General features: G+C 64.9%; 13 protein-coding genes. 1 reads left to right on the forward strand and 12 read right to left on the reverse strand.

Annotated features, from left to right (window positions below):
* Window positions 1-12: 12 nt before the first annotated feature.
* The 9 genes from glnA to ATE67_RS08135 form a co-directional block, all read right to left on the reverse strand.
* Window positions 13-1425, reverse strand: a complete 1413-nt coding sequence (glnA, locus tag ATE67_RS08095) for a type I glutamate--ammonia ligase (RefSeq protein WP_058816206.1) — start codon at window positions 1423-1425, stop codon at window positions 13-15.
* Between the two features lie 75 nt (window positions 1426-1500).
* Window positions 1501-1839: a P-II family nitrogen regulator gene (locus ATE67_RS08100; RefSeq protein WP_058816207.1), complete on the reverse strand. Its 339-nt coding sequence runs from the start codon at window positions 1837-1839 to the stop codon at window positions 1501-1503.
* 125 nt (window positions 1840-1964) lie between these two features.
* Entirely contained in the window at window positions 1965-2195 is a 231-nt protein-coding gene (locus tag ATE67_RS08105; protein ID WP_058816208.1) for a hypothetical protein, read from the reverse strand.
* A 66-nt stretch (window positions 2196-2261) separates the two neighbouring features.
* Window positions 2262-4445, reverse strand: coding sequence for a PQQ-dependent dehydrogenase, methanol/ethanol family (locus ATE67_RS08110; RefSeq protein WP_058816209.1), 2184 nt, complete (start codon window positions 4443-4445; stop codon window positions 2262-2264).
* Between the two features lie 234 nt (window positions 4446-4679).
* Complete coding sequence (gene map / locus ATE67_RS08115; RefSeq protein ID WP_058816210.1) at window positions 4680-5519, reverse strand: type I methionyl aminopeptidase; 840 nt, start codon at window positions 5517-5519, stop codon at window positions 4680-4682.
* Between the two features lie 24 nt (window positions 5520-5543).
* On the reverse strand, window positions 5544-5942 hold the full coding sequence (locus ATE67_RS08120; RefSeq protein WP_058816211.1) for a type II toxin-antitoxin system death-on-curing family toxin: 399 nt from the start codon (window positions 5940-5942) through the stop codon (window positions 5544-5546).
* Window positions 5939-6166 (reverse strand): AbrB/MazE/SpoVT family DNA-binding domain-containing protein, encoded by a 228-nt coding sequence (locus ATE67_RS08125; protein WP_058816212.1) that lies wholly within the window; start codon window positions 6164-6166, stop codon window positions 5939-5941. The genes ATE67_RS08120 and ATE67_RS08125 overlap by 4 nt, the downstream gene beginning before the upstream one ends.
* Before the next feature lie 41 nt (window positions 6167-6207).
* Entirely contained in the window at window positions 6208-8547 is a 2340-nt protein-coding gene (clpA, locus tag ATE67_RS08130; protein WP_058816423.1) for an ATP-dependent Clp protease ATP-binding subunit ClpA, read from the reverse strand.
* Window positions 8548-9002: 455 nt separating this feature from the next.
* The gene (locus ATE67_RS08135; RefSeq protein ID WP_058816213.1) at window positions 9003-9278 is read right to left on the reverse strand and encodes a hypothetical protein; all 276 of its coding nucleotides are present in this window, start codon (window positions 9276-9278) and stop codon (window positions 9003-9005) included.
* Window positions 9279-9401: 123 nt separating this feature from the next.
* On the opposite strand from ATE67_RS08135, the gene ATE67_RS08140 reads away from it, so the two are divergent.
* Complete coding sequence (locus tag ATE67_RS08140; RefSeq protein ID WP_231728084.1) at window positions 9402-10577, forward strand: DUF481 domain-containing protein; 1176 nt, start codon at window positions 9402-9404, stop codon at window positions 10575-10577.
* Here the strand turns inward: ATE67_RS08140 and ATE67_RS08145 are convergent.
* The 3 genes from ATE67_RS08145 to ATE67_RS08155 are packed head-to-tail and all read right to left on the reverse strand — an operon-like array spanning window position 10574 to window position 13030.
* The gene (locus ATE67_RS08145) at window positions 10574-11038 is read right to left on the reverse strand and encodes a VOC family protein (protein ID WP_058816214.1); all 465 of its coding nucleotides are present in this window, start codon (window positions 11036-11038) and stop codon (window positions 10574-10576) included. The two genes, ATE67_RS08140 and ATE67_RS08145, sit on opposite strands and share 4 nt — an antisense overlap.
* Window positions 11038-11475 (reverse strand): hypothetical protein, encoded by a 438-nt coding sequence (locus ATE67_RS08150; RefSeq protein ID WP_156416952.1) that lies wholly within the window; start codon window positions 11473-11475, stop codon window positions 11038-11040. The genes ATE67_RS08145 and ATE67_RS08150 overlap by 1 nt, the downstream gene beginning before the upstream one ends.
* Before the next feature lie 19 nt (window positions 11476-11494).
* Window positions 11495-13030 (reverse strand): M20/M25/M40 family metallo-hydrolase, encoded by a 1536-nt coding sequence (locus ATE67_RS08155; RefSeq protein WP_058816216.1) that lies wholly within the window; start codon window positions 13028-13030, stop codon window positions 11495-11497.
* Between the last annotated feature and the right edge of the window lie 7 nt (window positions 13031-13037).

Raw genomic sequence — 13037 nt, forward strand, 5'->3', positions numbered from 1 at the left:
CGCCGAGTGATCTCAGGCGCTGTAGTACATGTCGAATTCGACCGGGCTCGGGGTCTGTTCGAAGTTGTGAACTTCGGCCCACTTGAGCTCGACATAGGCTTCGATCTGGTCCTTCGAGAAGACGTCGCCCTTGAGCAGGAAGTCGTGGTCGGCCATCAGGCTGTCGAGCGCTTCGCGAAGCGAGCCGCAGACGGTCGGGACTTCGGCCAGTTCCTCGGGCGGCAGATCGTACAGATTCTTGTCCATCGCGTCGCCGGGGTGGATCTTGTTCTGGATGCCGTCGAGGCCCGCCATCAGCAGCGCCGAATAGCAGAGATAGGGGTTGGCCATCGCGTCGGGGAAGCGGAACTCGACGCGCTTCGCCTTGGCGCCCGCACCGTAAGGGATGCGGCACGAGGCCGAACGGTTGCGCGACGAATAAGCGAGCAGCACGGGCGCTTCGAAGCCCGGGACGAGGCGCTTGTAGCTGTTCGTCGTCGGGTTGGTGAAGGCGTTGAGCGCCTTGGCATGCTTGATGACGCCGCCGATGAAATAGAGGCACATGTCGCTGAGGCCGGCATAGCCGTTGCCCGCGAAGAGCGGCTTGCCCTTTTCCCAGATCGAGATGTGCGTGTGCATGCCCGAGCCGTTGTCCTGGCGGATCGGTTTCGGCATGAAGGTCGCGGTCTTGCCATAGGCATGCGCGACCTGGTGCACGACATATTTGTAGATCTGCATGCGGTCGGCGGTTTCGGTCAGCGTGCCGAAGGTCAGGCCAAGCTCGTGCTGCGCGGCGGCGACTTCATGGTGATGCTTGTCGCAGGGCAGGCCCATTTCGAGCATGGTCGATACCATTTCGGCGCGGATGTCGACGGCGCTGTCGACCGGCGCGACGGGGAAGTAACCGCCCTTGGCGCGCGGACGGTGGCCGAGGTTGCCGCCTTCATACGCGCGGCCGGTGTTGGTCGGCAGCTCGATATCGTCGATCTCGAAGCCCGACTTGTTATAGCCGGTTTCGAAGCGGACATCGTCGAACATGAAGAATTCGGCTTCGGGGCCGACATAGACGGTGTCGCCGATACCGGTCGAGGTGACATAGGCCTCGGCGCGCTTCGCGGTCGTGCGCGGGTCGCGGGCATAGCCCTCGCCGGTGGCGGGTTCGACGATGTCGCAGAAGATGACGAGCATCGGCGTCGCCGAGAAGGGATCGTCATAGACGGCGTCGAGGTCGGGCTTCAGGATCATGTCCGACTCGTTGATCGCCTTCCAGCCCTCGATCGACGAGCCGTCGAACATCAGGCCGTCCTCGAGCGCGTCCTCGTCGATCACGCCGGCGCACATGGTCAGGTGCTGCCACTTGCCCTTGGGGTCGGTGAAGCGCAGGTCGACCCACTCGATGTCGTTGTCCTTGATCCGCGCGATGATTTCCTTGGGCTTGGTCGCCATGGTCTGAACTTCCTTCTTGCGATGATGACCGGCTTGGCCGGGTCTTGTTGAACAGAATCGGGGAGCGGGAGGCGCCTAGAGCGCGTCCTCGTTGCGTTCGCCGGTGCGGATGCGGAGCGCGGTCTCGACCGGGATCACGAAAATCTTGCCATCGCCGATGCGGCCGGTCTGGGCAGCCGCGGCGATCGCCTCGACGACGCGCTCGGCGAGCCCGTCCTCGACGATCACTTCCAGCTTCACCTTGGGCAGGAAGTCGACGACATATTCGGCGCCGCGATACAGTTCGGTGTGGCCCTTTTGCCGTCCGAAGCCCTTGGCCTCGGTCACGGTGATGCCGCTGACGCCGACTTCGTGGAGCGCCTCCTTCACTTCGTCGAGCTTGAACGGCTTGATGATCGCCTCAATCTTCTTCACGCGTCTTGTCCCCCACTGGGTATGTGTCGGCCTGCAGCCAAAGCCGGATCAGGGCCCGCCTGGTCCGGTTCGCTCCCCATCCGGTTCGCACCTTGAGTCGCTGAGGCCCCATCATCTTGCACCAATCAAAAGCCGTGCCAATCGGCGAATCGCAAGCTTTCGGTAAGAATTTTGAAAGCAAATTGCGCCGCTGCCCAAGCGGCGGGCATTGATGCGGACTCGATGCCTAAAAAAACGGCAGATGTGGTCGGGGCGGCGATATTGGTTTCACGCGAAGACGCGAAGAGGTCGCGCGGTTGCCACGGGCGTGCCTCGCCGCAGGCGATCGAAAGGCGCGTCGCGCGATGAGCGGCCAACCCTCGCCGCGGCGCGCTCCCCTCTTCGCGCCTTCGCGTCTTCGCGTGAGATAATTCTATTCCGCCCTATCTCCCCATCGGCGCCGCGCTGTCGGCCAGATTTGCCTTCGTCCAGTTCGACCGGTCGATGACATAGGCGCGGATCGCCTCGGCATCGGCGGGGGTCAGCACGCGCGCGAAGCTGACCATGCCGCGGTCCTTGAGCGCGCCGCCCAGGATCACCGATTTCCACGCATCGGCATTGGTCAGCGTGGCCGAAACGCGGAGGTCGGGGGTGAAGCCGTTGCCGATCGCGCTGTCGCCGTGGCAGACTTGGCAATAGCGCCCGTAATGCGCCTTGCCCGCCGCGACCTGCTGAGGGGTTCCGAACTGCGGCGGCGGGTTCCACGCGAGCGCGGTCGTCGCGGGCGGGGCGGGGAGCTTCACCGTGCCGCCGATCTTGAGCACGACGAGGCGCGGCAGGTTGGGCACCTTGCGCGTCACCCCGCCCGCAACCCCGGCAACGAGCGGGAAGGCGCCGCCCTTGCCGGTCTGGAACGCCACATATTGCACTCCGCCGACGCGGAAGGTCGACGGCGCGCTGACGATCCCCGACTGCATGTCGAGGTCAAGGAGCTGCTTGCCGGTGTCGGCGGCATAGGCGCGAAAGCGGCCGGTGCTGGTCCCCTGAAAGACGAGATTGCCCGCGGTGGTCATCGTGCCGCCGTTCCATGCGGCGGGATAGTCGACGCCCCACGCGACCTTGCCGGTGCGCGGATCGAAGGCGACGAGCCGCCCGGTGGTCGCGGCGACCGCGGCCTTGAAGGCCGCCTTGTCGTCGGGCAGCATCGTCTTGTTGAGAGAGGCGCCGATGTTGAAGCCGAGCACCTTGCGCTTGTCGAGTTCGTCCATGTCGGCGAGATAGCCCTGCGGGATCTGCTGCGCCGGAATATAGACGAGCCCCGTGACGGGATTGTAGCTCATCGGGTGCCAGTTATGCGCGCCGAGCGCGCCGGGCACGGCAATGAAGGGCTTGCCGGTCTTGTAGAAACGCGCGTCGGGATTTTCCATCGGGCGGCCGGTCGCCATGTCGTAGCCCGTCGCCCAGTTGATCCCGTCGACGAAGGGCTTGGCGCCCAACAGCTTGCCATTGGTGCGGTCGATGGTGAAGAAGAAGCCGTTCTTCGGGGCGTGGTACAGCACCTTGGTCGGCTTGCCGTTCACCGCCTGCTCGGCGAGGATGATCGGCTGGGTCGCGGTATAGTCCCAGGTCTCGCCGGGTGTCTCCTGATAGTGCCACTTGTACTTGCCCGTCGTGGCGTCGAGCGCGACGACCGAGGAGAGGAACCAGTTGTCGCCCTCGCCGTTCGAGCGCGTGCCGTGGTTCCAGGGATTGCCGTTGCCGACGCCGAGGTAGATCTGGTCGAGATCCTTGTCGTAGACGATCGCGTCCCACACGGTGCCGCCGCCGCCCGAGGTCTGCCATTCGCCTTTATCGGACCAGGTGGCGTTGGCTTTCGAGGCGAAGATGTCGTCGCTGACCGCGCCGTCCTTTTCCTTCTTAGGATTGGGTGCGGTGTAGAAACGCCAGCGCTCCTTGCCGGTGTCGGCGTCATAAGCGGTGACATAGCCGCGCACCCCGAATTCGGCGCCGCCATTGCCGATCAGCACCATATCCTTCACGACGCGCGGGGCGCCGGTGATCGTGTAAGGTTTCGACGTGTCGAAGGTCTGCGTCGACCACAGCTCCTTGCCGCTCTTTTTATCGAGCGCGATCAGGCGGCCGTCGAGCGTCGCGAAGATGACCTTGTCGCCCCACACGGCGACGCCGCGGTTGACGACGTCGCAGCACGCGCTGACCGCGCGTTCGCCGGGAACCTTGGGGTCGAACTTCCACAAGGATTTGCCGGTCGCGGCGTCCCAGGCGCTGACCTTCGACCAGGCATGGGTCACATACATCACGCCGTCGACGACAACGGGCGTGGCTTCCTGTCCGCGGGCGTCTTCGAGGTCAGCGTACCAGGCGAGGCCGAGCTGACCGACATTCTTGTCGTTGATGTCGGTGAGCGGGCTGAAGCGCTGTTCGTCGTAGCTGTAGCCGATGCCGGCCCAGTCGTCGCCGTTGCCCCCGGTCTTGAGCAGGGCCTCGCTGGCCTTTTCGGCGTCGTCGAGCTGGCCGCCCGAGAGGCTGTCGTTCTTCGATGCGTTGCATGCCGATAATGCCAGTAGCGCGCTGCCGATCAGCGCGGCCGGAAACATCCGTTTCGCCATCCCATTCTCTCCCCACGCCTATGCTTGACGTTAACGTCAAGACTGCGCTGGAAGTATCGGACGCGCAAGCGGGAAAATGGGGGGCGGGGGAGGGGGCTTTGCGCCCTATTCGTCACCCCGGACCCTTCGACGCGCTCAGGACAGGCTTGATCCGGGGGCCACGAAGGCAAACGCTGCACTGAAAGTCATGGATCCCGGATCAAGTCCGGGATGACGATATTCAAAGGGCGCCGGTCAGTTCCAGGGCGGCGCGTTCAGGCCCTTGGGGCTGGCGGTGAAAATCTCGCAGCCGGTCTCGGTGATGCCGATGCTGTGCTCGAACTGCGCCGACAGCGAACGGTCGCGGGTCACCGCGGTCCAGCCGTCGGGCAGCATCTTCACCGCATATTTGCCGGTGTTGATCATCGGTTCGATCGTGAAGAACATGCCGGGGCGCAGTTCGGGGCCGGTGCCGGGGCGGCCGGCGTGGACGACCTCGGGCGCGTCGTGGAACATCTGGCCGAGCCCGTGGCCGCAGAAATCGCGGACCACCGAATAGCGATGCTTCTCGGCATGGCTCTGGATCGCGTGCGCGACGTCGCCCATGCGGTTGCCGGGCTTCGCCTGCTCGATGCCGAGCATCAGGCATTCATACGTGACATCGACGAGGCGCTTCGCCTTGATCGGCACATCGCCGACCAGATACATGCGGCTGGTGTCGCCGTGCCACCCGTCGATGATCGTGGTGACGTCGATGTTGACGATGTCGCCGTCGCGCAGCGGCTTGTCATCGGGGATGCCGTGGCAGACGACATGGTTGATGCTGGTGCAGCAGCTGTGCGTGAAGCCGCGGTAACCAAGCGTCGCGGGAATGCCGCCGCCGTCGAGCATCATCGTGCGGACAAGGTCGTCGATCGCGCCGGTGGTCACGCCGGGCTGGACAAAGGGAACGAGCGCGTCGAGGATCTCGGCCGACAGCCGCCCCGCCTTGCGCATCCCGGCAAAGCCCGCCTCGTCATGCAGCTTGATCGTGCCGTCGCGAACGCGGGCGGGCGCCGATGCGTCGTCGGCGGTTATGGAGACATAGTCGTACATGGTTTCCATATAGGGGAGAGGGCCTCAAAAAGCGAGACGGTCCCGAAACCAATCAGCCAAGGCTGCCTCAGAGAGTGTGCCGGCAGCGAGTGCCAGCATCGCGTCGATGGCATCTTGCGCCTCGAAACGGAGGTTGTGTCCGTTGATCGCGAGGAAAAGTCGGGCAAGAACCCATGCTGTTCGCTTATTGCCATCGCCAAAAGGATGGTTTCGGGCGATACCGAAAGCGAAGGCTGCAGCCAGTTTCGCCGGATCGTCTTCGCCATAAGCCCATTGGTTGACGGGCCTTGCCAACGCCGATTCTAGCATGCCGGGATCGCGGACCCCGGCTATGCCGCCATGTTCAGCTAGTTGCCGGTCGTGAACGGCCAGCGCAACATCGATGCCGAGCCATCGCGGCTCGGCCCTCGCGTCGTCGGTCACTTGGCAAGAACGCGGAGAATATCGCGATCTTCTCGCATGATCGCTTCGGCCGCGGCCATTTTCTCTTCGAAGTCCGGGTCAGCCGCCGTCAGGCGAATTCCATCGGGCGCTTCGGTCGCATAGAGCGTGTCGCCCAACGACACACGTAGCCGCGCCAAAAGCTCCTTAGGCAGGATGACGGCGGCGCTGTTGCCGACTTTAGTGATCTTGAGCGGCGTGTTCATACGATTGTTATAACGCCGCCGCTCAAGAATTTCAACCGGGCTTACTCCGCCGCCTTCTTCGCCTTGTCGGCCTTCGCCTTGCCCTTGGCGGCCTTGGGCGCGGCGGGGGTGATTTCGAAGGTCAGCGGGTTGCCGACATGGGCGTCCTCGCCGGTCTTCATCTTCACCTTGACCTCGCCGCCATGCACCAGCTTGCCGAAGAGCAATTCCTCGGCGAGCGGCTGCTTGATCTTTTCCTGGATCAGGCGGCCCATCGGACGCGCGCCATAGAGCTTGTCATAGCCCTTGCCGGTCAGCCATTCGCGCGCCGCATCGTCGAGCTGGATATGGACGTTGCGGTCGGCGAGCTGCAGTTCGAGCTCGAGGATGAACTTGTCGACGACGCGCGCGACAACCTCGGGCGGCAGATAGCCGAAGGGCACGATGGCATCGAGGCGGTTGCGGAATTCGGGGGTGAACATGCGCTTCACCGCCTCTTCCTGCACATCCTCGCGCGTCAACTGGCCGAAACCGATCGACTCGCGCGCCATGTCGCTGGCGCCCGCATTGGTCGTCATGATCAGGATGACGTTGCGGAAGTCGACGGTCTTGCCGTGATGGTCGGTCAGGCGGCCGTTGTCCATCACCTGCAACAGGATGTTGAACAGGTCGGGATGCGCCTTCTCGATCTCGTCGAGCAGCAGCACGCAGTGCGGGTTCTGATCGATCGCATCGGTGAGCAGGCCGCCCTGATCGTAACCGACATAGCCCGGGGGCGCGCCGATCAGGCGGCTGACCGAATGGCGCTCCATATATTCGGACATGTCGAAACGCTGAAGCGGGATGCCCATGATCGACGCGAGCTGCTTGGCGACCTCGGTCTTGCCGACGCCGGTCGGGCCGCTGAACAGATAGTTGCCGATCGGCTTTTCGGGATCGCGCAGGCCCGCACGGCTGAGCTTGATCGCCGACGACAGCACCTCGATCGCGGTGTTCTGGCCGAACACGACGCGCTTGAGGTCGGTTTCGAGGCTGGCGAGCGTCGCCTTGTCGTCGGTCGACACCGACTTGGGGGGGATGCGCGCCATCGTCGCGATGACGGCCTCGATCTCCCTGGCGGTGATCGTCTTCTTGCGCTTCGACGGGGCGACCAGCATCTGCATCGCGCCGACTTCGTCGATCACGTCGATCGCCTTGTCGGGCAATTTGCGGTCGTTGATGTAACGCGCCGACAGGTCGACCGCGGCGTTGATCGCATCCTGCGTATAGCGCACCTGGTGATGCGCCTCGAATGCGCTGCGCAGGCCCGCCAGGATCTTCTTGGTATCCTCGAGCGTCGGCTCGATCACGTCGATCTTCTGGAACCGGCGGAGCAGCGCGCGGTCCTTCTCGAAGTGATTGCGGAACTCCTTGTAGGTCGTCGAACCGATGCAGCGGATCACGCCGCCCGACAGCGCGGGCTTGAGCAGGTTCGACGCATCCATCGCGCCGCCCGATGTGGCGCCGGCGCCGATCACCGTGTGGATCTCGTCGATGAACAGGATCGCGTGCGGCAGGCCTTCGAGCTCGGTCACGACTTGTTTCAGCCGCTCCTCGAAATCGCCGCGGTAGCGGGTTCCGGCGAGCAGGGCGCCCATGTCGAGCGAATAGATGACCGCGGGCAGCAGCACCTCGGGTACGTCGCCCTCGATGATCTTACGCGCCAGGCCCTCGGCGATCGCGGTCTTGCCGACGCCGGGATCGCCGACATAGAGCGGGTTGTTCTTGCTGCGGCGGCAGAGGATCTGGATCGTGCGATCGACTTCGGCGGTGCGGCCGATCAGCGGATCGACCTTGCCACCCTTCGCCTTTTCATTGAGGTTGACGGTGAACTGGTCGAGCGCGGTTTCCTTCTTGGACTTGCCCTCGCTCTTGTCCTTCGTCTCTTCCTTCTCCTCGGGCTCGGCCTGCGGCGAGGGCTTGCCGCCCTTGCCGACGCCGTGGCTCAAATAGGAGACCGCATCGAGGCGGGTCAGATCCTGCTGCTGCAGGAAATAGACCGCATAGCTCTCGCGTTCGGAGAAGAGCGCGACGAGGACGTTGGCGCCCGTCACCTCATCCTTGCCCGACGACTGGACGTGCAGGATGGCGCGCTGGACGACGCGCTGGAAGCCCGACGTGGGCGACGGGTCGCTGTGCCCCTCGACCTTCAGGCTGTCGAGTTCGGTGTCGAGATAGTGGACGACCGCCGATTGCAGGTCGTCGAGTGCAACGCCGCAAGCGCGCATCACTTCGGCAGCATGATCGTCATCGATCAGCGCATACAGCAGATGCTCGAGCGTCGCATATTCGTGGTGGCGCTCCGACGCGGCCTTCAGCGCGTTGTGTAATGTCTTTTCGAGGCTTTCCGAAAAGGACGGCATGGTCTTCATCTCCTTGCGGGGACCAGGCCGGGGAGAGCGGCCCCCTTAGGAACATAAGGTGGCGATGCCGCCGCCCCACCGCAAGGGAAAAGCGGAGGCCCGTGTGAAATTGCTCTGACAGTGTTGCTTTATGGTTAACGGGAGGTTGCGGTTCTGGGGGTAGGGGCTGCGTTGGGTGAGGAAAGGACCTCCGCGTATCCGTCATCCCGGCGAAGGCCGGGATCACACCCTCCAGGATTTGCCCACCAGCGAGATCCCGACCTTCGCCGGGATGATGAGAAAAAAATCCTTCTTGTGCCGCAGGCATGGAGAGCTGGCAGTGCGAAGCGCTGACGGCGGGCGGTGGCATCGCTGTCGCCGCCCCTACACCATCGCTTTGCGACGGTTTCCCTTCCCATGGCTGCGCCACCGGGAGGATGGAAATATCCACTGCCGGTGTATCTCTGCCCTCCGGCCTAACGCGGCCGCTGCATGATCCAGCTGAACGCCATGGCGTTGAAGACGGTGTAGAGGCCGTAGAGCAGCAACGCGGTGAACCAGTTGCGCGTCGCGATCGCCATCGCGCCGACCAGCAGCAGGAATTCGAAGATATAGGTGATGTTCGGCCCGACCTTGTCGGCGAGCGGCTTCACCATCTGCTGGATCAGCGGATCGTCGCTTTCCATGAAAGCGCGGTGCATCGCGAAATTACCGATGCCGGCGCAGAAAATGGCGACGATCGCGATCAACATAGGTTTGCAGATGGGGCAGGCGGGGTGGAAATGCCAGCCTCTTTCAGGCTATGACCGTCCCGGATGCGGCGCCGCGCGCCCGCGCCGATCGAACGAACCCGATCCGCCGAAGAAGGACCTTCGATGACCGCTCTCCCCCGCTTCGCGGCCCTTGGCCTGGTTGCGCTTGCCGCGCAGTCGGCGCTGGCGCAGGAGCCCGTCGATCCGTTGCAGCCGAACCCGGCGCTCGTCGATCCGGTGTTGATGGCCCCGCTTCCCGTCGCGCTGATGGACCCCGACCCGCCGCTGCCCGACGCCGTGCGCGCGATGATCGAGGCCGCCTTTGCCGGCGGCGACGATGCCGATGTCGAGGCGGTGATCCGGCTTTCGCGGACGACCAATCCGCGCAGCCTCAGCGAAATCGATGCGCTGCTCGCTTATTATCGGAGCGCGAACCCTCCGGCGCTGCCGCCCGACCCCGTGGCCGAGATGCTGGCGGCGGCGATCGCGAGCGGCAAGGATGCCGATGTCGAGGCGGTCGGGGCGCTGGCGAAGGCGACCGACCCCGAACAGGCGGCCGAGATCGACGCGCGGCTCGCCGCGTACCGCGCCGAACGCCAGCGGCTGAAGGCCGAGGCGGCCGAGGCGGCGCGCATCAAGCTGGCGAAGGCGAAGATCTGGGAAAACTGGAAGGGCGAGGGGCAGATCGGTGCGACGCTGAGCACCGGCAACGCGCGCTCGAAGGGCCTGAGCGCGGGGCTCGCGGCGGCGCGGAACGGGCTCGACTGGAATTACAAGGTCCGCGCGCAGGCGGATTACCAGCGCACCAATGGCCGGACCTCGGTCGAGCGGTTCGTCGCCGAGGGCGAGCCGCAGTACAAGGTCAGCGACCGCGGCTTTGCCTATGGCCTCGTGCGCTGGGAGCAGGACCGCATCCTCGGCTATGACGCGCGCTGGAACCTGTCGGGCGGGCTGGGGTACAAGGTCGTCGACGCCAAGAATGTCTCGCTGAGCCTGAAGGGCGGGCCAAGCTGGCGTGCGACCGATTTTATCAGCGGGCGCGAGGAAAGCGAACTCACCGCGCTCGCCGGGCTCGACTTCGGCTGGCAATTGTCGCCGACGTTGCGGCTGACGCAGGTCGCCTCGACCATCGTCGGCGAACGCAACACCTCGACCAGCTCGCTGACCGCGCTCAGCGCCAAGCTGACCGGCGCGCTGTCGGCGCGCATCGCCTATTCGGCCGAGATCGACACCAACCCGCCGGCGGGGATCGAAAAGGTCGATACGCTGACGCGCTTCACGCTGGTTTACGGGTTTTAGCTGCCGTCGAAGGCGTCGGCGCCGCCGATCTCTTCGCCATCCGCGAGCAAGCCTGCGCCCGGGACATGATTGAATTCGATGCGGATGCCGTCGGGGTCTTCGAAGAGGATGGAATAATAGCCGGGCGCCCATGGCTCTTCCTGCGGGCCGTGGACGATATGGATGTCGGTGCGGCCCTTCAGAAAATCGTGGATCGCATCGACAGCGGCGCGGTCGCGCATGCGGAAGCAGGCATGATGCAGCCCCGGCGCGCCCTGATCGAAACGCTTGCCGGCATTTTCGGGGCTGGGCGTGCGGATGCCGATCGCGGTGCGACCGCCGACGCCGTAGAGCATATGGTCGCTGTCGAGCACCTTCTTGAGCCCGAGATAGGCGATGACATCGCGCCAGAAAGCCGTCGAGCGCGCGAAATCACCCGCGGTCAGGATGACATGCGCGACGCCGTTGAGATCGCCCGCCATCAGTTGGCGCCGATTGTGAACCCCGGCACTGGCCGCGTCTCGACATGGCCGGCGTGATACATGTCCATGAAGACCGTCGTCTTCGCGGGCTCGCTGCCTTCGCAGCGCACGTCGTAGCCGTCGATGATGTTGCCGAAGACGCCGATCCCGTAATTGCCGATCCGGTTGAACTGCGGCGGCTGGCCATTGGCGCAGCGCAGCGTCGCGAGATAGGCGAACTGGCCCTGCGGCATTTCGACGCGGACCGGATTTTCCTGACTGCCGAGCGGGTGCGCCTCGGCCTTCTCGATCGCCTTGTCGAGCTTCTTGCCCTTCGTCGCCGACTTGCCCGCGAGCATGTCGGCGATCGGGTCGCCCGCCGTCGCGGGGCCCGGAGCGGCAGCGAGAAGCGCGATGGCCGCGAGCATGGCGCCGCGCGTGAACATTTTTCCGTTCATGATGCCTCCCCCGATCTGCCTATTTCATCGCGGCGAGTGTATAGAGGAATTCGGCGTAGCCCATCGTCGCGTCGACGAGCCCCGCGACCTTCGGATTGGTCGAATCGATCAGGAAATATTCGTTCGGCGCGTGCGCGCCCGAGCCGTGTCCGATGCCGAAGTGGCCTGCGGCGATCGACACCGGCGGCGCAGTGAAGGTCGCGCCCGGCCAGCTGCCAGCCAGCCTTGCATTGACGTTCGCGGGGACCCCAAGCTTCTTGTAGGTCGCGAGTTCGGTGCGGATCAGCAGGCTGTCCTCGGCCGCTTCGGTCGGGTCGTAGCCGCCCGAGACGTTCATCTCGACATCCTTGAACCCATGTTTGTCGAGATGCGCGCGCAGCTTCTTCTCGGCCTCGGCGCGGGTCTGGTTGGGGACGAGGCGGAGGTCGAGCTTCGCGACCGCGCGGCCGGGCAGCACGGTCTTGCCGCCGGGGCCGGTATAGCCCGCGACCAGCCCTTCGATATTGACCGTCGGCTCCTGCGCGAGGCGGATCAGCGCGTCGTCATATTTGAGGTCGTCGATCCAGACGTTCACGCCCAGCGCCTGCTTCATCGCGGCTTCGCCGCCGCCCTTTGCGCCTTCGCGGATCAGCGCCTTTTCGCGGTCGGTGAGCGGACGGACATTTTCAAACCAGCCCTCGATCGCCGGGGTGTTGCCGTCGGGGGTGACGAGCGTCTGGAGCGCCTGGACCAGCCGCCAGGCGGGCGAATCGATCATCGCCTTCAGGCTGCTGTGCACGTCGCCCTTTGGCCCGCGGCCCCATTTCTCGCCGCTGGCGATCAGTTCGAGTTCGATGATTCCCTTCGACCCCAGATTGACGTCGACCGTGCCGGCCTTGTCCTGCGAGGCGAAGGGGATGAAGATGCCGTCGCATTTCCTGAGCGCGGCGAGGACGTTGGGCTTGGTCGCGACCTGGCGGAAGTGCGGCGAGCCGATCTCCTCCTCGCCCTCGCAGACGAGGACGATGTTGACGGGGAGCTTTGCCTTGGCGGCGCGGATCGCATGAAGCGCGGCGAGAAAGGCCGACTCCGGCCCCTTCTGGTTCACCGCGCCGCGGCCGACGATCGACAGGCCGAAACCGGGCTTGTCGACCATCTTGCCTTCGAGCGGCGGCGACGACCATTCGGCGGGGTCGAACTGCTTCACGTCGTACATGAAATAGATGCCGATCGTGCGCTTCGCGCCGACGTCGATCGTCCCGAACACGCCGGGATGGCCGTCGGTGGGGACGATCTCGACATTGGTGAAGCCCGCGTCCTTCGCCAGCTCGGCCATATAGGCCGCGCCTTCGGCCATGTTGCGGTTCTCGGCGGCGATCGAGGGCAGGGCGATCCAGTCGCGCAGCCGCTTGACCGCAGCGTCCTTGCCGGCCTCGGCGGCCTTGCGGATCGCGGCGCTCTGGCTGCTCGCGGCGAGCGCGGAGAAGGGCGCCATGACCGTAGCGCCCGCGCCGAGCATGGCGGCGCCGCGAATCAGGTCGCGGCGGTTCGGTCGGTCGACGTTACGGAAATCCATGGCTTGT

The organism is Sphingopyxis sp. H050, assembly GCF_001468265.1.
GTDB lineage: Bacteria > Pseudomonadota > Alphaproteobacteria > Sphingomonadales > Sphingomonadaceae > Sphingopyxis.